A 21142-nucleotide genomic window follows, 5' to 3' on the forward strand; every position below is an offset into this window, starting at 1 on the left:
GCTCCATTCGATGCCCCGTTCAATCGGGTAGGGCATCCATTACCCGCGACCATCGAAAACACTGCCGACGAGGTTTCGTATCGTCCAGCCAGCAACGCACTGGCAGTTCATGAAACATTCAGGCTAGCGCGGTCAGCGCGGCGCGTGCCTGGGCGGGACCCGCCACATCGACCGTGGCGAGCCGGAACTGGCGCTCCGCCGGCACGCCCTGGTAGCGCTGGGCGATCTCTTCTTCAGTGACGGCAATGGTGGACAGCATGTGCCGCACCAGATCGCGCTGCAAGAGGGTCTTGTAGGCCAGCTCCGCTTCGGCCACGAGCTCGGGCGACTGGTCCAATTTCAGTTTGACCGCTTCCTGCGCCATCAGTTCCATCGTCACCAGTTCGCCCAGCATGGCGTTGCGGTCGAGCGCGGCGCGGGCGTCGGCGCGCGCGCCGCGCTCCTGCGCGCTTTCTTCGTCGAAGGGATTGGCGCGGCCGGCGTTGGCGTCGATGAGCGCGTCGAGCAAGGCTTTGCGGACCGGCTGTTCACCGACTTGCGCGACCGTGTCGGGTGCGGGCGCCGTTGCCGGGGACGCGGCGTGCGCTCCCGGCAAGGCCAGCAGCAGGACCAGGCAGTGGCGGCGCAGAACGGCCGATGTGCGATAAATATCCATGACTGATCCTTGTACTGGTTGGTCGTTACGGCAGTTGCGCGCGTACCTGGTTGTAGACGCTGGTGTCGGTCAGCAACGCAATGTGGCCGACACTGGCTGTCTGCACGTTGGTGCCGCACTGCGCGTTGCGGGCCGGCAGGATCACGCCATCGTTGGCCGACCACAGCGAGCGGTCGCAACCGGCGCCGGCGAGCTGGGTGATGAAGGACGAGCCGGGCCGCATGTCGAAACAGGCCGGGGAATAGCAACCGTAGGCGCTGGTGGTGCCCTTGTGCGGCGTGCCCAGGGTGATGAAACGGCGCATGCCGGCTTCGCCCCCCAGCTTGGCGCGCTGCCAGCGCACCACCAGCCCGCCGTTCGAGTGGGCGATCACGCTCACCGGCTGGTTGCCGTTGCTGGCGCGTACGCTGTTGATGAAGGAGTTGAGCGAGGACGCGCTGGTCCTGTCGCTGCTCATCAGGGAATTGTAGTTAAAGCCGTACAGCTTCGAGCGCGGATAGCCGCTGGCCGTAAAGCGCATGACCATGGCGTCGAAGTTGGACGACGAGCCGCTGTAGCCGTGCACGAAAATGAGCGGCTCCTGGGCCATGGCCGCGCCGGACAGTCCGAGTCCCGCTGCGAATAAACCGAGGGCGAGCGCCGACCTGGCGGCCTGGCTGAATGAATGTCGCATGAGTGTCTCCGTTTGATGTGGACGACCACTATAAGCGTGGCGGTCAGGCCAGCCATACGCTGGACAGGCCAATTCGCTCGCTTTCCGGGCCATGCGGCGTGCATGTGGCGGTGCTGGCAACAGATTAACAAAGTTGTTTTCGTGATAATGCATTTATAGTATGATGCGAGCAGGGCGGCAGAGCGCCAAGGCGTGCCGCAGCCGTTCCCGCGGGCCAGAAAGACGAGGTGCCATTTCCGTGACGAACGCCAAACCGACCGTGTCCGCAGCATGGGTAAAAGGGATCCTCGAGATGATTGGCGCGCTCGGCCTTGAGCCGCTGTCATTGCTGGAAGAAGCCGGCTTGCCGCTGGACGAGCTCGACGACCCCGACGGCCGTTTCGACAGCGCCGCCGTCTCGCGCTTGTGGTCGCTGGCGGCGCAGCAGTCCGGCCACCCGCATCTGGGCCTGGCGCTCGAAGGCGCCGCCAAGCCGGCCTGCTTCGGCGCGGCATTGCATGTGATGATGTCCAGCCCCAACCTCGACGCCGCCTTGCGCCGCATGGCGCAGTACCTGCCGATCATCAGCAGCGCGGCCACGCTCGAGCTGGCGTTCGACAGCCAGGGTGGCAGCCTGACGCTGGCGCTGGGCGAGGCCGTGCCCGGCGAACGCTACGATTTCGCACTGCTGATGTTGACCAACCTGTGCCGCTGGATGACCGGGCGCGAGCTGCGCCCGCAGTCGGTCGAACTGGCGCACGCGCGGCCCGCCAACCTGTTGCCATACCTGGCGGCGTTCGGCTGCCCCTGTCATTTCGGCGCCGCGCGCTATCGCCTGTGTTTTTCGCAGGCCGACCTGCGGCTGGCGCTCATGACCGGAAACCCCTTGCTGACCGAACTGCACGAGCGCTTCGCCGACGAGCGCCTGGCGCGCCTGGGCGACGCCCGCACCACCCGACGCGTGCGCGAACTGGTGCTGGCCTGCCTGGCCGAGGGAGAGCCGGCGCGCGGCGATGTGGCCAGGACGCTGTGCATGAGCGAGCGCACCTTGCACCGGCGCCTGCAGGACGAGGGAACTTCGTATGTGCAACTGGTCGACGCCGTGCGGCGCGAGCAGGCCGCGCATTACCTGGACCAGACCAGCTTGTGTTTTACCGAGATCAGTTACCGGCTCGGCTTCGCCAGCCAGGGCACCTTGTTCAGGGCGTGCAAGCGCTGGTTCAATGTGTCGCCGGGACGCTATCGGGAGCGTCACCGGGCGGCGCTGGAAAGCGGCTGACGCCAGGACCATGGTTACCGGGCGTCGAACGCGCGCGTCCACCATCCGTCGCGCTCGAACCGGATCAGCACGATCTTCGGGCCGAGGTTCGTCTCGACCAGCATGGCGGTCATAGTTGGCGAGCTTGAGCCTTCCGGCGGGATGACCACGTCGCGCACGGCGACAATCGTGTACTTGCTGACCGGTCCCGCATCAAAGTTTATCATCAGGAAAAACAGCTCCAGCACCTGCGGCGGCGAGGCGCCGGCGCCCAGCTTGACGTGCGGCGTCAGGCCGTTCATCCAGAGCGGGTTCTTCGCCAGCGCCGACACCAGGGCGGCGATCTTGTCGGCGGGCGGGTCGGGCGGGGCAGCCTGGGCAAATGCCTTCGCGGCCAGCAGGACCAGCGCGGTACACATGGCGAGAATCGGTTTATTCATCATGGTTTTCCAGATTGAGCAGCGAGATCGTCAGCTGCCCGGCGAGCAGCATCACGGTGTCGAGTCGGTTGGCGCTGAAAGCGCCGCGCGCGTCGCTGTTCTCGAGCAGCAGGATGGCGTGCGGCACGTGCCGCTTAAAAATCGGCACGGCCAGGACGGCGCACTGGCTGCGACCTTCAAAATACGGATCGCGCGCAAAACGGTCGTCCTGTGTGGCGTCGTCGAGCAGCAGCACGTCGCGGGTGCGCTCGACGTGGCGCAGCAGCGACATCGGCAGCGCCGGGGCGCGGGCGAGCGGGCAAATCAGCAGCTGGACGCCGGTCGCGCCGGCCAACGAACAAAGCAGCGCGCTGGCGCGCTCGCGCAAGCGCGCCAGCGTCGTTGCGGCGCTCAGCGCCTGCGAGGCCCGCAGCACGGCCAGCAGGTCGATGTTCTCCAGCGGGGCATTGGCGGCATCGGCCGCGCGCCGCGCCGGCGCGGCGGCGGTGCGCAGGAAGGCGTGCCGCTCGCGCAGCGCGCCGGCCTTGGCCGCTGCGCCCCAGGCCTCGTAATGGCGCAGCGCCTCGGTCAGCAGCGCCGCGCCCACGTATGGCAAGTCTTGCGCAAGGTAGCATAGAGCGGCGCGCTCGGTCATCGCGGCGCGCTGCCATGGCCGCCGGTGCGTGCGCATGGCCAGCAGCGCCTGGTCGAACAGCCTGGCCGCGACGCCCGGCTGGCCCGTGGCCCAGGCGCGTTCGGCGTCGATCCAGGTGAGCAGGTGGGCGAAATTGCGTGGCGCGTCCACGGCGCGCAGCGCCATCCAGTCGCGGCAGGCATCGAGCTCGCGCAGCGCATCGTCGTTGCCGTTCGCCTGGCGCGCCAGCGCCAGTGCCCGGAACAGGTAGCCCAGGGCGGCCGGATAGATGCCGGCAAACGAAGCCAGCAAGGGCATGGCGGCCGCCGAATGGCGTGCCAGCGCATCGTCGTCGCCGAACAGCAGGGCCGCGTGCGCGCGCACCAGGCAGGCCGTGGGCGTGTCCAGGTCGCCCGGGGGCGCCGGGAAATGGATGTCGATCGCGCCGCGCAGCACATCGAGCAAGTAGCGGTAGCTGCGGTGAACGCGGCTGGCGGTGACGTTGGCGCCGCGCCCGCCGCTCGCTTCGGCCTCGGACAGGATCACCGCGAGCATGTCCAGGGTCGGCGCGCAGTCGAGCTGCGCCACGATCTCGGTGTGATAGCTGTGGGTCGCGTATTGCAGGTCGCCGTTTTGAAGCAGCACGCGGCGCGCCTGGCGCGCGTGGGCGATGGCGTTCTCGAGCGGCTCGACCCAGTGCAGCGACGCCAGCGCGAACACGTGCTGCAGCCAGGCCGCCTCGTAGTCGTAGCCGCGCGCCTTGCCGATCGCCTGCGCCTTGATCAGCATCGCATGGCCGGTGCGGTAGTCGCCGCGCTGCTTGAACAGGATCGGCAGCGTGCCGAAGGTCTTGAGCAGCGCCGCGCATGGACCATGCTCGATCCACATCTGCTGGTAGCGCACCAGCAGCGGCACCAGGCGCTGGTCGTCGGCATGGTAGCTTGCGATGGTGGTCAGGTGCAGCAAGCGGCCGAGCGCCAGCAGTTGCGGGTCGGTCGGCCCGGCGCGCCGCAGGTCGGCGTCCAGCGCGCCGCTGTAGGCCCAGGCGGTGAGGGCGTCGAGCTGCGCTGCGCCGCTGTCGGGCAGCACGACGCCGGCGCGCGCCAGCAGGGCGATGCCCAGGCCGATCGCTTCGGGTAGCAGGCGGCGGCTGGTCAGGCTGTCGATCTGCACCGAGGCCGCTTCGATCAGGTCGGTCAGGCTGGTGGCCCCGCCGGAGATCTGCGCGTAGACCGCGTCGGCCTCGGTGTGGCGGCCAAGGCTGTACAGGGACGCGTGCCAGGCGCGCATCAGGGCAGGGGCGGCGCCATGCAGGCGCACGGCGGCGTTCAGGAAGCGCTCTTCGAGCGCGTAGTCGGCTTGGGTGCGGGCGTGGGCCGCAGCCTGGCGGAACAGGGTGGCGACCCGTTGGCGTTCGGCCGGGTCTGGCGGGCTGTCGGCCAATGCGAGATATTGTTCCGACGCGCTGGCTTCCTGCCCCGCGCGCGCCAGCAGGCGGCGGCCGATGGCCAGGTGCAGCGCCTGGCGTTCATCGGCCGGCGTGCCTTCGTAGACCGCCTGCTGCACGCGGTCGTGGCAGAAGCGCAGGCCGCGCCGGGACGCCAGCACCAGTCCATCGGCGAGCGCCGGCGCCAGTGCGGCCGCATCGCACCCTGCGGCCAGCGCCAGCACCTGCGCATCGACCGCGCCGCCAAGGCAGGCCAGCACGCGCAGCATCAGGCGCGGTGCGGGCGGCAAGCTGGCGATGCGCAGCGCCAGCAGGCTGGTGACGTCGCGCTCGGCGATGAAGGCGAGGATGGGCGCGCTGTCGCCGTCGGCGCGCAGCAGTCCGTGCCGGCGCAGCGCCTCGACCAGCTCGATCGTCTCGAAGGGATTGCCATGCGTGCGGTCGCCGATGATGCCGGCCAAGGCGGTGCTGTGCCCGGCCTCGAAGCCGGCGAGCCGGCTGACGAAGGCGCCCATGGCGGCCCGCGGCAGGTTGTTGATGTCGAGCGTGGCGCAGGCGCGCCAGCGCAGCAGCATCGCAGCGAGCCGATGGTGGGCGTCAACGTCGTCGCGGCGCACGGCGCCCACCAGGAACAGGCCATGCAGGGTGGCGTCGCGCAGCAAGGCGTCGAACGCGGCCAGCGCCGCCGGTCCCGCCCATTGCAGGTCGTCGATGACGATCACCAGCGGGCGCGAAGGCGACACCACGGCGCGCAGCAGGTCGAGAAAGGCGGTGCGCATGCGCGCCTGGTGACGCGCCGGGTCGCTCTCGGCGGCGTCAATGCGGCCGAGCAGGAGGGCGAATTCGGGCAGGGCGGCGGCGACCAGGCCGGCGTTCGTGTCCAGCGCCGCCAGGATGCGCTCGCGCTGCTGCGCCAGCGCCGCCGGCGCTTCGTTTAACAGCAGGCGGCCGAGCGCACCCATGGCTTGCACGATGGCCGACGGCGCATCGTGCCGGTACTGGTCGAATTTGCCGCTGACGAACCAGCCGCCGCAACCGGCCGCCATCGCGGCCAGTTGCGCCAGCAGGGCCGACTTGCCGCTGCCGGCGGCGCCGGTCACCAGCAAACCCCATTGCTTGCGCCGGCAGCCGGCGGCAAAGGCGGCGCGCAGCGCGTCCATTTCGGCTGCGCGGCCGACCAGCGGCGCGCATTCGCCATGCGGCAGTGTGTCCATTGCGTCCCTTACAAAGCATCCGGCAAAAGAAAACGGCCTCTGTCCAGATGACTGGAGAGAGACCGTTTCGACTGAACTAGTCAGTCATTAGCGAGATAGGATCAAGCGTGTTACAGCACTTCGCTCGCGTGGTCGGCCAGGCGCGAACGTTCGCCGCGCGCCAGCGTCACGTGGCCACTGTGCGACCAGCCCTTGAAGCGGTCGACCACGTAGGTCAGGCCGCTCGAGCCTTCGGTCAGGTAAGGCGTGTCGATCTGTGCGATGTTACCGAGGCACAGGATCTTGGTGCCGGGACCGGCGCGCGTGACCAGGGTCTTGATCTGCTTGGGCGTCAAATTCTGCGCTTCGTCGATGATCAGGAACTTGTTCACAAAAGTACGGCCGCGCATGAAGTTGAGCGACTTGATCTTGATGCGCGAGCGGATCAGGTCTTGCGTTGCCGCGCGACCCCACTCGCCGCCATCCGAATCGGACTTGTTGAGCACTTCGAGGTTGTCGTCGAAAGCGCCCATCCACGGACCCATCTTCTCTTCCTCGGTACCCGGCAGGAAGCCGATGTCTTCGCCGACCGGCACCGTGACGCGGGTGACGATGATTTCGTTATACAGCTTGGTCTCGAGCACCTGCGCCAGGCCCGCCGCCAGCGCCAGCAAGGTCTTGCCGGTACCGGCCTGGCCGAGCAGGGTGACGAAGTCGCATTCCGGATTCATCAGCAGGTTCAGCGCGAAGTTCTGCTCGCGGTTGCGCGCGGTGACGCCCCATACGTTGTTCTTGTTGTGGCTGAAGTCGCGCAGGGTCTGGATCACGGCGGTTTTGCCGTTGAGCTGCTTGACCTGGCCGTAGAACGGCGCTTCGCCATTTTTCGGTTCCAGGTAGACGAACTGGTTCACCAGCAGGGTCAGCATGGTCGGGCCGGTGACGCGGTAGAAGGTCGACGAAACGCCGTTCTTGTTTTCCTGCCAGGACTCCATGTCCTTGCCGTTCTTGTTCCAGAAGTCGTCCGGCAGTTGCACGATGCCCGAGTACAGCAGGTCGCTGTCTTCCAGCACGTGGTCGTTGAAGTAGTCTTCGGCGGGCAAGCCCAGCGCGCGCGCCTTGATGCGCATGTTGATGTCTTTCGACACCAGCACGATGGCGCGGCCCGGTTGCTCGGCTTCCAGGTTGCGCACCACGCCCAGGATCTGGTTGTCGGCTTTGCCGACCGGCAGGCCCTCAGGCAGGGTCGGGCCGTTTTGCAGGCGCGTCTGGAAGAACAGGCGCCCTTTGGCATCCTTGTTGCCCAGCTTGGCGAGCGGGATGCCGCTCTCGATCGCGCCATCGTCGATGTTGCCGACCAGCGCGTCGAGCGTGCGCGAGACCTGGCGTGCGTTGCGCGCCACTTCCGACATGCCTTTTTTATGGTCGTCGAGCTCTTCGAGCGTCATCATCGGCAGGTAGACGTCGTGCTCTTCGAAGCGGAACAGCGACGATGGGTCGTGCATCAGCACGTTGGTGTCGAGCACGAACATCTTGGTCTTGCCGGTCTGGTCGGCATTGCGGCTGGTGGAGGACTTGACGGGCAGTTCGACCGCCTTGTGCTTGGCCGGGTGCGGCGCTTCCAGGTCGACTGGCTGCTTTTCCTTGCCGCGACCTGCGGGTTTGGCGATCGGCGTCTCCATGACGGCGTGCGAGGTGAGCAGCGGCGCCGGTGCGGCCTGCGGCGACGCTGCCACCAGGGCAGCCTGTTTGGCCGGCGCCTTGGCGCGCGTGGTCTTGGCCGGCGCTTTGGCGACCGGCTCGGCTGCGATCTCGGCGACCGCGCTCAGTTTCGGCTTGGCCGGCGGCGCGGCCTGCACGGAGGCTGGCTTGCTGCGGTCGGCTTTCGGATAGTCTTCGGCCAGCAGCAGGGTGGCTGGCTTGGTGGGGATTTTTGGCAGTGGCATCAGGGTCTCAATCTAAAAAGGTGCAGGAGGATAGCCCGGAGGCGTCGGCGCAGGCGGCGCTTGTGGCGGCGGGCTCGATGCGGCTGTGCGAACTAAGGGGGTGGTGGTCGGGCCCGGCATAGTGGCCGGGCCGGCAGGCCGCCAGATTGGGATGATGCTGAAAACGGAAGGTGTGACTCAAAATGGCTGGTGCAATCGGTTCTGCTGCGGGTTGATCGACAGGGTCCCCTGGATTCTGGCTGTCCCTCTCAAGGTTGGCTCTTTACAAATTCCAGCACGTCCTCGGCGTGATTAGGGACTTTCACGCCTCTCCATTCTTTCATCAATTTACCATCAGCGTCAATTACAAACGTGCTGCGTTCGACGCCGCGCACTTGCTTTCCGTACATATTCTTCATTTTCATCACACCGAACTGGAGGCACATGGCTTCTTCCGGGTCGGAAATGAGTTCAAACGGCAGGCCGAGCTTCGATTTGAAGCCTTCGTGCGAGCGCAGCGAATCGCGGCTGATGCCGTAGATTTCGGCGCCGGCTTGCTGGAACTGCTCGTGCAGGTCGCGGAAAGCGATGCTTTCGGTGGTGCAGCCGGGCGTGTTATCTTTTGGATAAAAGTACAGTACGGTGTAGCGGGCAGGGCGGCCGGACAGCTGGAACGGCTTGTCGCCCGTCATGGCGGCGGAGAAGTCGGTGAATGGTACGGTCGGTGCTGCAGTTTGGCTATCAGCCACAGGTTCTCTCCTGAAGGTGAGTCAGCGCTGATTTTATACCCCGCAGCGCAACAGGGGAGGGGAAACGTGTTTGGGCGCACCCTATATGGAGGCGCAGTGCCGTATTGCAAGTAGCGCCGTTACTCTTGCGTCGCTCTATTGTTATCTGTCGCGTCGCCCGCGCCGTCGTTCCCGCGCAGGCGGGAACCCAAGTATGTCGCACCGTCGAAATGCATGCAAACTTGGGTTCCCGCCTGTGCGGGAACGGCGGTCTTAAAGCTAGCGGTCGTCGCCAGCGTGCGTTCGTTGTCGCGCTTCGCCCAGAATCAGCGCCAGGGTCACTTTGCGCCCCTCGCCCGGAGGGGAAACGTGTTTGGGCGCACCCTATATGGAGGCGCAGTGCCGTATTGCAAGTAGCGCCGTTACTCTTGCGTCGCTCTATCGTTATCTGTCGCGTCGCCCGCGCCGTCGTTCCCGCGCAGGCGGGAACCCAAGTATGTCGCACCGTCGAAATGCATGCAAACTTGGGTTCCCGCCTGCGCGGGAACGACGGTCTTAAAGCTAGCGGTCGTCGCCAGCGTGCGTTCGTTGTCGCGCTTCGCCCAGGATCAGCGCCAGGGTCACTTTGCGCCCCTCGCCCATCAGGATGTTGTAGGTGCGGCAGGCGGCCTTGTTATCCATGCACTCGCAGCCGATGCGCCGCTCCAGCAGGGAGGCGACCAGCTTGGGATGGACGAAACGCTGCTTGTCGCCGGTGCCGAGGATGACCACATCCGGATTGTCTTGTCCGATTTTTTCGAAATGCGCGGCCGTGAGGGCCTCGAAACCGGCCACGTCCCAGGCGCGCGCGGGCACCTCGGGCATCAGCAGCAGGCTGTAGTCATAGCGCTGGGCGTTGATTTCGACGCCGGTTTCGTCGTAACCGGTCACGGTCTGGTATTGTTGGGTGGTGCTGGAATGGAGCTTCATGGCGTGGGTACAGAAAGGGTGATGCAGGGCACTCGGGCGCTGCGCGTGGCTTTAGCATGCCACAAAGTCCAGTAAACCGCGAATTTTCGCGAGATCGACGTGCAAAAGACGCCAAACTACCACGATGTCGCGTGTTGTCGCCAATTTAGGTAGTAGCCAAAGGTTGCTTAAATTATCTCCTTTCGGCAAAATGGGTCTTTTTCGCACTGCAACAAAGCGCCACTGAACAGGGAAATATTTTGCGACCGATTCTGAAATCGAACAAGCTCGACGACGTCTGCTACGAAATCCGCGGCCCCGCGCTGGAGAAATCCAAGCAGATGGAGGAAGAAGGCCACAAAATTATCAAGCTCAACATCGGCAACCTGGCCGTGTTCGGCTTCGACCCGCCCGACGAGATCGTGCAGGACATGATCCTCAACATGCACGGCGCGGCCGGCTACACCGATTCGAAAGGCATGTTCGCGCCGCGCAAGGCCGTCATGCACTACACCCAGAGCAAGCACATCACTGGCGTGACGATCGAAGACATTTATCTGGGCAATGGCGCCTCGGAACTGATCGTCATGGCCATGAACGGCCTGCTCAACAACGGCGACGAAGTGCTGGTGCCGGCGCCGGACTATCCGCTGTGGACCGCGGCCGTGAGCCTGTCGGGCGGCAACCCCGTGCATTACATCTGCGACGAGCAGGCCGGCTGGTATCCCGATATCGACGACATGCGCCGCAAGATCACCAGCAATACCAAGGCGATCGTGGTGATCAACCCGAACAACCCGACCGGCGCGCTGTATCCGCGCGAAATCCTGCTCGAGATTATCGAACTGGCGCGCCAGCACCAGCTGATCATCCTGGCCGACGAAATCTACGACAAGGTCCTCTACGACGGCGAGCAGCACGACTCGATCGCCGCGCTGGCCGACGATGTGCTGTTCATTACCTTGAACGGCCTGTCGAAAAACTACCGTTCGTGCGGCTACCGCGCCGGCTGGATGGTGGTGTCGGGCGAAAAACGCCACGCCAAGGATTACATCGATGGCCTCAACATGCTGGCCTCGATGCGCCTGTGCGCCAACGCGCCGGGCCAGTTCGCCATCCAGACCGCGCTCGGCGGCTACCAGAGCATCAACGACCTGGTTGGCCCCGGCGGGCGCCTGCTGCGCCAGCGCGACATGGCGCACAAACTTTTAACCGATATTCCGGGCGTGACCTGCGTGAAGCCAAAAGCTGCGCTGTACATGTTCCCTCGCCTCGACCCCGTGATGTACCCGATCGCGGATGACCAGCAGTTTGCCTACGACCTGCTGGCCGAAGAAAAAGTCCTGGTGGTGCAGGGAACGGGCTTTAACTGGATCGCGCCGGATCACTTCCGCCTCGTGTTCCTGCCCAATTCCGACGACCTGACCGACGCTTGCGGCCGCATTGCGCGCTTCCTTGACGGCTACCGACGCCGCCATGGGCGCGGCTGATACCTCTTCCAGATAAAGAACTATGAAACCCATCAAAATCGGCCTGATCGGCCTTGGCGTAGTTGGCGCCGGCACCTTTAACGTCCTTAAACGCAACCAGGAAGAAATCCGGCGCCGCGCCGGGCGCGGCATCGAGATTGCGATGGTCGCGGTGCGCAACGTGGAACGCGCGCGCGCCATCGTCGGCGCCGACTGCGAGGTGGTGGGCGACCCTGAACTGGTGGTCAACCATCCCGACATCGACATCGTGGTCGAACTCATTGGCGGCTGCGACACGGCCAGGAAGCTGGTGCTGGGGGCGATTGCCAACGGCAAGCACGTGGTCACCGCCAACAAGGCGCTGCTGGCGCTGCACGGCAACGAGATTTTCGCGGCGGCCCAGGCCAAGGGCGTGATGGTGGCGTTCGAGGCGGCGGTGGCCGGCGGCATCCCGATCATCAAGGCGCTGCGCGAAGGCTTGACCGCGAACCGCATCGAATCGGTGGCCGGCATCATCAACGGCACCACCAACTTCATTTTGTCCGAGATGCGCGACAAGGGCCTCGATTTCGGCACCGTGCTGAAACAGGCGCAGGAACTGGGCTACGCCGAAGCCGATCCGACCTTCGACATCGAAGGCGTGGACGCCGCGCACAAGGCGACCATCATCGCGGCGATCGCGTTCGGCATCCCGGTGCAGTTCGACAAGGCGCACGTGGAAGGCATCAGCAGCCTGCAGGCGATCGATATCCGCTACGCCGAGCAGCTCGGTTACCGCATCAAGCTGCTGGGGATCACCAAGCGCGCCGTCGTCGATGGGGTGGAAGGAATCGAGTTGCGCGTGCATCCGACCCTCATTCCCGTCAAGCGCCTGATCGCCAACGTGGAAGGGGCGATGAACGCGGTGCTGGTGCAGGCCGACGCGGTCGGCGCCACCCTTTACTACGGCAAGGGCGCGGGCGCCGAGCCGACCGCGTCGTCGGTGATCGCCGACCTGGTCGACATCACCCGCCTGGCCACGGCCGATCCGGAATGCCGCGTGCCGCATCTGGCGTTCCAGCCGAACCAGCTGACCAACGTGGCGATTTTGCCGATGTCCGAGATCACCACCAGCTACTACCTGCGCGTGTACGTGAAGGACCAGCTGGGCGTGATGGCGGACCTGACGCGCATCCTGGCCGACGCCAGCATTTCGATCGACGCCGTGATGCAGAAAGAGCCGGGCGAAGGCGAGACGCGCACCGACATCATCATGCTGACGCACCAGACGCAGGAAAAGAACATCGATGCGGCGATCGGCAAGATCGAAGAACTCGGTACGGTGGTGGGCAAGGTCGTCAAGATCCGCCTCGAAAACCTGAGTTAAGCGCTCTCGCCCCGCGCCGGGGGCCGCCCTGGCGCGGCGGCCGAATCGAAGCGAATCGTGACCTTCAGGCCCGGCGCCGGGCTGGCGCCGGCAAGACGCACGTCGGCGCGGTGCAGGCTTGCCACCTCGCGCACGATCGCCAGGCCCAGGCCAGTGCCGCCGGGGTTGGTCTCTAGCGCTCCCGAGGAACGGTAGAACGGGGTAAACACCTTTTCATGCTCGTCGTCGGCGATGCCGCAGCCGCTGTCCTCCACATCGAGTTGCACCTTGACGCCGTCCACCCTGACCCGCAGCGCCACCTTGCCGCCGGCCGGGGTGTAGCGGATTGCGTTGTCGACCAGGTTGCTCACCATTTCATGAAGCATCAGTTCCTGGCCGTCGACCAGCGCGTCTTCGACCGCGTCGAGCGACAGGTCGATCTGCTTTTGCACGGCCGGCAGGGCCATTTCCAGCCCCACCTGGCGCACGATGGCGGTGAGCGACACCGGCGCCATGTTGGCCGCCTCGCTGCCATGCTCCACGCGCGCCAGCGAGAGCAGGCGGTTGGCCAGGTGCACGGTGGCGTCGGTGGTGGCGGCGATCGACTTGACGATCTCGCGCATCGCGGCCACGTCGTTTTCGCGCAGCGCCAGCTCGGCCTGGGTCTTGAGCACCGTGAGCGGGGTGCGCAATTGGTGCGAGGCGTCGGCGATGAAGCGGCGCTGGCTGGCGATCAGGTTGTGCATGCGCGACATGGTGCCGTTCATGGCCGCCACCAGCGGGCGCACCTCCTTGTGCACCAGCGCCTGGTCGACATCCGACAGGTCGTTCAGGGCGCGGTTTTCGACTTCGATTTTCAGGCGCATCAGGGGCCGCAGCACCAGCCGCACGGCAAACCACACCAGCGAGGCGACCGCCAGCACCATCACGGCCTGGCGCAACAGCGTGTCGAGCAGGATCTTGCGCGACAGGCCGCGCCGCGCGTCGAGCGTTTCGCCGACCTGGATCAGGGCGATGCCGCGCATCGAATCGTCGTACACCGGTTGCAGCAGGGCGGCGATGCGTACCTGCTCGCCGTTGTAGTCCGCGTGGTAAAAGCGCACCAGCGCCGGATAGGCTTCCGAGCGCGGTACGTTGGCCGGCACCGGCGGCAGGTCGTCGAAGCCGGAGACGGTCTCGCCGTCAATGCCGCTCACTTTGTAGTAGATGCGCCCGAGCGTATCGGTTTCGAACGAGTCGAGCGCCACGTAGGGCACATCGGCCACCACCTTGCCATCCTTGATGGCGACCCGTTCGGCCAGCGCGCGGGTTGACGCCAGCAGCGAGCGGTCGTAGGCCATGTCGGCCGCGTCGAGCGCGTTGTCGTACACCGAAACCGCGTTCAGGGCCACCAGCAGCACCAGCGGAATGAGGAGCCAGCGCAGCAGCTGGCTGCGCAGGCTGCCCAGGGGTGCGGCTTTGATCCTGCGGCGCAGGGTGGCGTACAACGGCGTCATCGCCAGGTCATGGCGGCGTGCCGCGCGGCTGCAGCAGGTAGCCGATGCCGCGCAGGGTGGTAATCGCGGCCGCGCCAACGTGATCGCGTTCGAGCTTCTTGCGCACGCGATGGATATACAGCTCGATGGCGTCGAGATTGGCGTCGTCCTCCAGGGCGAACACTTCATCGAACAGCTTTTCTTTCGAGACCGCGCGGCCAGGGCGGGTAATCAGCGCTTCGAGCACCGCGTGTTCGCGCGGGGTCAGCGCCAGCGCCGCGCCGCCATACGAGAACATGCGCGTGACGGTGTCGAAACCGAGGGCGCCGCACTGGTACACCAGCGCTTCGCCGCCCTGGCTGCGGCGCAGCAGCGCCTTGACGCGCGCTTCGAGTTCAGCCAGCTCGAACGGCTTGGCAAGGTAGTCGTCGGCGCCCAGGTTCAGGCCCTGGACCCGCTCTTCCAGGCCGCCGCGCGCGGTGAGGATCATCACCGGAGTCTTGGCGCGCGCGCCGCCACGGGCGCGCAGGCGGCGCAGCACGTCCAGGCCGTCCATCTTGGGCAGGGTCAGGTCGAGGATGACGAGCGCGTAGTCCTGCGTGTGCAGCAGGGCGTCGGCGTCGGCGCCGTTGGCGGCGCATTCGACGGTCAGGTGGGCGTCGCGCAGGGCCTTGGAAAGCCAGTGCGACAGTTCGATGTGGTCTTCAACCAGGAGTATTCGCATCGGGGCAGTGTAGCCCCAAGCGCGCAAAAAAGCTCGGACTGTGTGGCCTGGCCGGTACATGCGCGCACTGAAAGCCAATTGAAAGGATGGCGAACATATAGTGGGTCCGGTACCACATAAAACATAAAACATAAAAAACTCAGGAGACAAGAATGAAACCATCCGTGCTTACGCTCGCGCTGGCGGCCGCCCTGCCGGCCGCTTTGGCGACATCAAGCGCCGCCCAGGCCCAGTCCAGCGTGCAGATTTACGGTCTGATCGACGCTGGCGTCGACTACACCACCAATACCAACGCCGCCGGCGACAACGCCACCCGCGTCATCTCGGGCGGTAAAAACACCTCGCGCTGGGGCCTGCGCGGCGCCGAAGACCTGGGCGGCGGCCTGAAAGCCGTGTTCGGGCTGGAAGGCGGCATCCTGATGGATACCGGCGCCGCCGACGGCGCGCTGTTCAAGCGTCAGGCCTTCGTGGGCCTGGACGGCGGCTTCGGCCGGGTGGTGATCGGACGCTCGTTCACCACCACCTACGACTTCGTGATCCTGTTCGACCCGCTCGGCTACGCGCCGAACTATTCGTGGGCCACGTCGTCGAACGCCACCGGTCCGTCCAAATACGGCATGACGACCGCCTTCGACAACCTGGTCAAATACTCCGGCAAGAGCGGCGACTTCAAATACGGCGCCAGCATCGGCCTGGGCGAGCAGGCCGGCAGCAGCGCCGACAGCCGCAAGTATTCGGTGGCCGGCTCCTGGACGCGCGGCAGCTTCGCGGCGATGGCGGCGTACGAGCAGGTGAACGCCAATACGCTGCTTGGTGCCGGACGGCGCGACCAGGCCACGGCCTACCATGCGGCGCTCGACTACAAGACAGAGGCGTTCCGCCTGACCGGCGGCATGCGCGACTACACGCTGGAAGCGGCCAAGGTGGCAACCCCGGACGTGCGCGCCACCACCTGGTGGGGCGGCGCCAGCTACTTCGCCACGCCGGCGGTGACCCTGACCGGCGCGGTGTACTACGTCAACGTCAAGAACGTCGCCGCCAATACCGACGCCGACCCGATCATGTATGTGGCGCGCGGGATGGTCGCGCTGTCCAAGCGCACCGACCTGTATGTGGCTGCGGCCTACGCCAAGGCCGATAACGGCAAGCTGGTGGGACTGTCGCGCGACGACGCCGGTTTCGGCACGACGCAAAAGGGGCTCACGGCCGGTATCCAGCATCGCTTCTGATGCGCTGTGCATGACTGGCGGGGCTATCATGCTTGTCCGATCGCCGCGCCCGACTTGAGAGGCCACCGCCATGAAGACCCTGTTTTCCATCCTGATCGCCTGCGCCGCCGTGCATGCCGCCGGCGCCGAATGCATCGTGCCGTCCAAGCCGGGCGGCGCGATGGACCTGACCTGCAAGCTGGCGCGCGAAGGGCTCAGGGGCGATCCCAATGCCCCGGCGTTGCGCCTGTCGTACCTGCCGGGCGGGATCGGCGCGGTGGCCTGGCACACCATGGCGGCCCAGCGCGGCAGCGAGAAAGATACCCTGGTCGCGTTTTCGGGCGGCTCGCTCCTGAATCTGGCGCAGGGCAAGTTCGGCAAGGCCAGCGAAAACGACGTGCGCTGGGTGGCCGCCCTGGGCGCCGACTACGGGATGATCGCGGTGCGTTCCGATTCGGCTTTCCGCAACCTGGCCGACCTGCTGGGTGCCTTGCGGCGCGAGCCGGAAAAGGTGCTGATCGGTGTGTCCGGCACGATCGGCAGCCAGGACTGGATGAAGATGGCGCTGCTGGCCAAAGGCGCCGGGATCGACCCGAAGGTGCTGCGTTTCGTGGCGCTGGAAGGCGGCGGCGAGGCGTTTACCGCAATGCATGCCAACCATGTGCAGGTGGTTTCGGGCGACGCCTCGGAAGCGAGCCTGTACTCGGGCGCCGGCAAGGTGCGGGTGCTGGCGGTGCTGTCGGAGCAGCGCTTGCCGGGCGTGCTGGCGCAGGCGCCGACCGCGCGCGAGCAGGGCGTCGATGTGGTGTGGCCGATCATCCGCGGCGTGTGGATGGGGCCCAAGGTGGCCGACAGCGAGTACCGGCGCTGGGTAGGCAGTTTCGAGCGCATGACGGCCAGCCCCGATTTCGACAAGCTGCGCTCGGCGCACGGCTTGTATCCGTTCACGCTGACCGGGCAGGCACTGACCGATTACATTCACAAGGCTGTCGCCGACTACAACCGGCAGGCCAGGCAATTCAAATTGATTCGCTAAAAACACAACAACAATCTGGAGACAGCATGACTATCAAACGATCCCTTATCTGCGCAGGCGTTGCGCTCACCTTCGCCGGCAGCGCCCTGGCACAGGTCCCGGCGGGCTACCCGGCCGATTACCAGAAAATCATCGACGGCGCCAAGAAAGAGGCCAAGCTGGTGATCTACTCGGCCACCGACAGCAAGGCAGCGCAGCCGCTGATCAAGGACTTCAACGCGTTGTATCCCGGCGTGAAGGTCGAATACAGCGACATGAATTCGACCGAAGTGTACAACCGCTTCATTTCGGAAGCGGCGGCAGGCGGCAACACGGCCGACGTGGTCTGGTCGTCGGCGATGGACCTGCAGATGCGCCTTGCGTCCGAGGGCAATGCGCTCAAGTACCGGTCGCAGGAAGCGGGCAAGCTGCCGGCATGGGCGGTGTGGAACGACAGCGCTTACGGCACCACCTTCGAGCCGGCGGCCATCGTCTATAACAAGCGTATCCTGACCGGTAACGAAATACCGAGGACGCACGCCGCCTTTGCCGCCATCATCAAGACCGAAAAATTCCGCGACAAGGTCACCACTTACGACATCGAAAAATCGGGCGTGGGCTTCATGTTCATGACCCAGGATGCGCGCGAGAACCCGCAGTTCGGCGAGCTGCAAAACGCGTTCGGAGTGGCCAAGGTGCGCGTGCAGTCGTCCACCGGCACCATGCTGGAACGGATCTCGTCGGGCGAAAACCTGATTGGCTACAACGTGCTCGGCTCCTACGCGCTGGTGCGCGCCAAGAGCGATCCGTCGCTGGGCGTGGTGCTGCCGGCCGATTACACCCTGATCATGTCGCGCGTCCAGTTCATCAACAAGGCCGCCAGGAATCCGAACGCGGCCAAGCTGTGGATGGATTACCTGCTGTCGGTGCGCGGCCAGACCGTCATCGCCAACGAATCGAAGCTGTTTGCGATCCGCGCCGACGTCACCGGCGAAACCACCTCGGCGGAACTGATCAAGATCATCGGCGAAAAGAACGTCAAGCCGATTCCGGTGCACCCGTCGGTGCTCGAGTACCTGGCGCCGGCCAAGCGCATGGCCTTCCTGAAGCAGTGGAAAGAAACCGCAGGCAAAAAGTAAGCGCCGGCACGGTGGGCCAGCGCCCACCTCCCTCATCCCAAGATCGGACCTGACATGACCACCTTATCATTGCGGGCCACGCGGCTTAACTGGCCGCGCGGCCTGGTGGTGACGCTCGCCTGCGTCGCCATCTTCCTGCCGCTGTTTTTGATTTTTTACCAGAGCTTTTTGTCCGCGCCGTTCTTCATGCCGGAAAAAACCCTGGGCTTCGAAGCGTACGCCTTCATTTTCGACGACCCGGACTTTACCCAGGCCTTCAAGAATGGCGCGATCCTCGCCACGGGCCTGGCCGCCATCGCCGTGCCGCTGGGCGGCATGCTGGCCTTCTTGATGGTGCGCACCGACCTGCCGGGGCGCAGCTGGATCGCGCCGATGCTGCTGGTGCCGATTTTCGTCTCGCCCATGGTGATGGGCTTCGGCTACGTGGTGTCGATGGGGCCCGTGGGCTTCTATTCGGTGTGGGCCAAGCAACTGCTCGGCTTCATCCCCTGGAATATCTATTCGTTCACCAGCATCGTCATCATCGCCGGCCTGACCCACGTGCCGCACGTGTACCTGTACGCTTCCTCGGCGCTGAAAAGCCTGGGTTCGGACGTGGAGGAGGCGGCCCGCGTGGCCGGCGCCTCGCCGCTGCGGGTGATGATGAACGTGTCGCTGCCGATGATTATGCCGGCGCTGGCGTATGCCGGCGTGCTGGTGTTTTTCCTCGGCTTCGAAGTGTTCGGCCTGGTGCTGGTGCTGGGCGACCCGGAAGGCCACCTGGTGCTGGCCACCTACCTGTACAAGCTGACCAACAAGATGGGCACGCCCTCGTACCACCTGATGGCGGCGGTGGCGGTGTGCCTGGTGATGGTGACCATGCCGCTGGTGATGCTGCAACGCTGGCTGCTGAAATCGGCCAACAAGTATGTGTCGATCAAGGGCAAGGGCGCGCGCCAGAAGGCCATGCCGCTGGGGCGCTGGAAGTGGCTGGCGTTTGCGCTGCTGGCCGGCTGGCTGCTGGTGACGATCATCCTGCCGCTGTCGGGCATCGTGCTGCGCTCTTTTGTGCAGAACTGGGGCGAGGGCGTGGTGCTGTGGGATGTGCTGACCTTGCAGCACTTCCGCGACATCCTCGAGCAGCATTCGCTGGTGCGCGGGATTATCAACACGGTGCTGATCGGCGTGATCGGCGGGGCGCTGGCGGTGGTGTGCTACACGGCGATCGCGCTGGCGATGCACCGCAAGCCCGATGGCATTACGCGCATGCTCGATTACAGCGTGCTGGTGCCGCGCGCGGTACCGGGCCTGTTGGCCGGCCTGTCGTTCCTGTGGGTGTTCCTGTTCGTGCCAAGCTGGCTCGATGGCATGCTCAAGGCGACCGGGCTCGGTCCGGCGCTGTGGCTCAGCGAGCATGCGATTCCGCTGCTGCGCGAAGTGCGCTCGACCATCTTCGCCCTGTGGCTGGCGTATTCGGTGGTGTGGCTCGCGTACGGCATGCGCCTGATTTCGACCGCGCTGCTGCAAGTGGGGCCGGAACTGGAAGAGGCGGCGCGCGCGGTGGGCGCCACGCGCGGCCAGGTCACGCGCGACGTGACGCTGCCGCTGATCAAATTCGGCATGCTGGGCGCCTGGCTGATGGTGTTCCTGATCTTCGAGCGCGAATACTCGACCGGGGTGTACCTGCTCACGCCGGGCACCGAAGTCATCGGCGCGATGCTGGTATCGCTGTGGGCCGGTGGATCGACCGACCTGGTGGCGGCGCTCTCGTTCATCAATATCACGCTGGTGGCCATTGGCCTGGGCATTGCGCTGCGCTTCGGCGTCAAGCTGCATCAATAAACTCTATCCGGATCGGAAATTTTCATGAATGAATTGACTGTCAACGACCTGCACCTCGATTATGGCACCGGCGCGCACGCCAACCAGATCCTCAAGGGCGTATCGATGCACCTGCAGCGCGGCGAAGTGGTGGCCTTGCTGGGGCCTTCGGGCAGCGGCAAGACCACCTTGCTGCGCGCCGTGGCGGGGCTGGAAAGCCCGAAGAGCGGCACCATCGACATCGGCGAGCGGCGCGTGTTCGACGGTGCGCGCAAGTTCGAGATGGCGGCCGAGCACCGTAGCCTGGGACTGGTGTTCCAGTCGTACGCGCTGTGGCCGCACAAGACCGTGTTCGACAACGTGGCTTACGGGCTGACCCTGCGCAAGATGGGCAAGAGCGATATCGAAACCAAGGTCAAGGAAGTGCTGGGCCAGTTGGGCCTGGGCCACCTGGGCGAGCGTTATCCGCACCAGCTCTCCGGCGGCCAGCAGCAGCGGGTGGCGATTGCGCGCGCGCTGGTGTACAACCCGCCCGTGATTTTGCTCGACGAACCGCTCTCGAACCTGGACGCCAAGCTGCGCGAAGAGGCGCGCGCGTTCCTGCGCGAGCTGATCGTGCGGCTTGGCCTGTCGGCCCTGATGGTCACCCACGACCAGGGCGAGGCGATGGCGATTTCGGACCGCATCCTGTTGCTCAATAACGGCAAGATCGAGCAGCAGGGCTCACCACAGAGCATGTACGAGACGCCCGAGACCTTGTTCACCGCCGAATTCATGGGCAGTAACAACCGCCTGCAAGGCCAGGTGGTGGCCGCCAGCGATGGCGCGCTGACGGTGCTGGTCGATGGGGTGAGCATGCGGGGCACGGCGCGCGGCGCGCGCATCGGTGGCGAGGCCACGCCGCTGATCCGGGTGGAGGATGTGAAAATCAGCGCCCAGCAGGTCGATAACGCGCTCGAGTTGCCGCTGTTGACCTGCATGTACCTGGGAGATCGCTGGGAATGCCTGTTCAAGCGCGGGGACTTCAGCCTGCGCGCGTATTCCAAGTACCGGCTGGAGGCGGGCAGCTACTGGCTGCACATGCCGCCCGAGAAGCTGTGGGTGTTCTGAC

General features: G+C 65.4%; 17 protein-coding genes. 8 read left to right on the plus strand and 9 right to left on the minus strand.

Annotated features, from left to right (window positions below):
* Positions 1-118: 118 nt before the first annotated feature.
* The gene (locus F2P46_RS30795) at positions 119-655 is read right to left on the minus strand and encodes a hypothetical protein (RefSeq protein WP_166897597.1); all 537 of its coding nucleotides are present in this window, start codon (positions 653-655) and stop codon (positions 119-121) included.
* A 25-nt stretch (positions 656-680) separates the two neighbouring features.
* Positions 681-1328: a triacylglycerol lipase gene (locus F2P46_RS30800; protein WP_166897600.1), complete on the minus strand. Its 648-nt coding sequence runs from the start codon at positions 1326-1328 to the stop codon at positions 681-683.
* Positions 1329-1566: 238 nt separating this feature from the next.
* Between F2P46_RS30800 and F2P46_RS30805 the strand changes: the two genes are divergently transcribed.
* A complete protein-coding gene (locus F2P46_RS30805; RefSeq protein WP_166897602.1) occupies positions 1567-2586 on the plus strand; it encodes an AraC family transcriptional regulator in 1020 nt (339 codons plus the stop codon).
* Between the two features lie 14 nt (positions 2587-2600).
* On the opposite strand, the gene F2P46_RS30810 is transcribed toward F2P46_RS30805, so the two are convergent.
* The 5 genes from F2P46_RS30810 to F2P46_RS30830 form a co-directional block, all read right to left on the minus strand.
* Entirely contained in the window at positions 2601-3008 is a 408-nt protein-coding gene (locus tag F2P46_RS30810; RefSeq protein ID WP_208296838.1) for a hypothetical protein, read from the minus strand.
* Positions 2998-6279 (minus strand): AAA family ATPase, encoded by a 3282-nt coding sequence (locus tag F2P46_RS30815; protein WP_166897607.1) that lies wholly within the window; start codon positions 6277-6279, stop codon positions 2998-3000. Before F2P46_RS30815 ends, F2P46_RS30810 begins: the two co-directional genes overlap by 11 nt.
* Before the next feature lie 110 nt (positions 6280-6389).
* Positions 6390-8201, minus strand: coding sequence for a PhoH family protein (locus tag F2P46_RS30820; protein WP_166897610.1), 1812 nt, complete (start codon positions 8199-8201; stop codon positions 6390-6392).
* 248 nt (positions 8202-8449) lie between these two features.
* A complete protein-coding gene (locus tag F2P46_RS30825; RefSeq protein WP_166897613.1) occupies positions 8450-8929 on the minus strand; it encodes a peroxiredoxin in 480 nt (159 codons plus the stop codon).
* Between the two features lie 540 nt (positions 8930-9469).
* A complete protein-coding gene (locus tag F2P46_RS30830) occupies positions 9470-9877 on the minus strand; it encodes an Mth938-like domain-containing protein (RefSeq protein WP_166897615.1) in 408 nt (135 codons plus the stop codon).
* A 239-nt stretch (positions 9878-10116) separates the two neighbouring features.
* On the opposite strand from F2P46_RS30830, the gene F2P46_RS30835 reads away from it, so the two are divergent.
* Positions 10117-11346 carry a pyridoxal phosphate-dependent aminotransferase gene (locus F2P46_RS30835; RefSeq protein ID WP_166897618.1) on the plus strand — a complete coding sequence of 410 codons (1230 nt, stop codon included), beginning with the start codon at positions 10117-10119 and terminating at the stop codon, positions 11344-11346.
* Between the two features lie 22 nt (positions 11347-11368).
* The gene (locus F2P46_RS30840) at positions 11369-12691 is read left to right on the plus strand and encodes a homoserine dehydrogenase (protein ID WP_166897621.1); all 1323 of its coding nucleotides are present in this window, start codon (positions 11369-11371) and stop codon (positions 12689-12691) included.
* Here F2P46_RS30840 and F2P46_RS30845 read toward each other — a convergent pair.
* Together F2P46_RS30845 and F2P46_RS30850 are read right to left on the minus strand one after the other, a co-directional pair.
* Positions 12688-14166 (minus strand): sensor histidine kinase, encoded by a 1479-nt coding sequence (locus tag F2P46_RS30845; protein ID WP_166897624.1) that lies wholly within the window; start codon positions 14164-14166, stop codon positions 12688-12690. The two genes, F2P46_RS30840 and F2P46_RS30845, sit on opposite strands and share 4 nt — an antisense overlap.
* A 7-nt stretch (positions 14167-14173) precedes the next feature.
* Complete coding sequence (locus tag F2P46_RS30850; protein WP_166897627.1) at positions 14174-14869, minus strand: response regulator; 696 nt, start codon at positions 14867-14869, stop codon at positions 14174-14176.
* 152 nt (positions 14870-15021) lie between these two features.
* Between F2P46_RS30850 and F2P46_RS30855 the strand changes: the two genes are divergently transcribed.
* The 5 genes from F2P46_RS30855 (at position 15022) to F2P46_RS30875 (ending at position 21141) form a co-directional block, all read left to right on the plus strand.
* On the plus strand, positions 15022-16098 hold the full coding sequence (locus F2P46_RS30855; RefSeq protein WP_166897629.1) for a porin: 1077 nt from the start codon (positions 15022-15024) through the stop codon (positions 16096-16098).
* A gap of 70 nt (positions 16099-16168) precedes the next feature.
* Positions 16169-17113, plus strand: a complete 945-nt coding sequence (locus tag F2P46_RS30860; RefSeq protein WP_166897632.1) for a tripartite tricarboxylate transporter substrate binding protein — start codon at positions 16169-16171, stop codon at positions 17111-17113.
* A gap of 26 nt (positions 17114-17139) precedes the next feature.
* Entirely contained in the window at positions 17140-18231 is a 1092-nt protein-coding gene (locus F2P46_RS30865; protein WP_166897635.1) for an ABC transporter substrate-binding protein, read from the plus strand.
* Between the two features lie 54 nt (positions 18232-18285).
* On the plus strand, positions 18286-20052 hold the full coding sequence (locus F2P46_RS30870; protein ID WP_166897637.1) for an iron ABC transporter permease: 1767 nt from the start codon (positions 18286-18288) through the stop codon (positions 20050-20052).
* A 24-nt stretch (positions 20053-20076) separates the two neighbouring features.
* Positions 20077-21141: an ABC transporter ATP-binding protein gene (locus F2P46_RS30875; protein ID WP_166897640.1), complete on the plus strand. Its 1065-nt coding sequence runs from the start codon at positions 20077-20079 to the stop codon at positions 21139-21141.
* Position 21142 lies beyond the last annotated feature (1 nt).

This window comes from Massilia sp. CCM 8734, from assembly GCF_011682155.1.
Taxonomy (GTDB): domain Bacteria; phylum Pseudomonadota; class Gammaproteobacteria; order Burkholderiales; family Burkholderiaceae_D; genus Telluria_A; species Telluria_A rubra.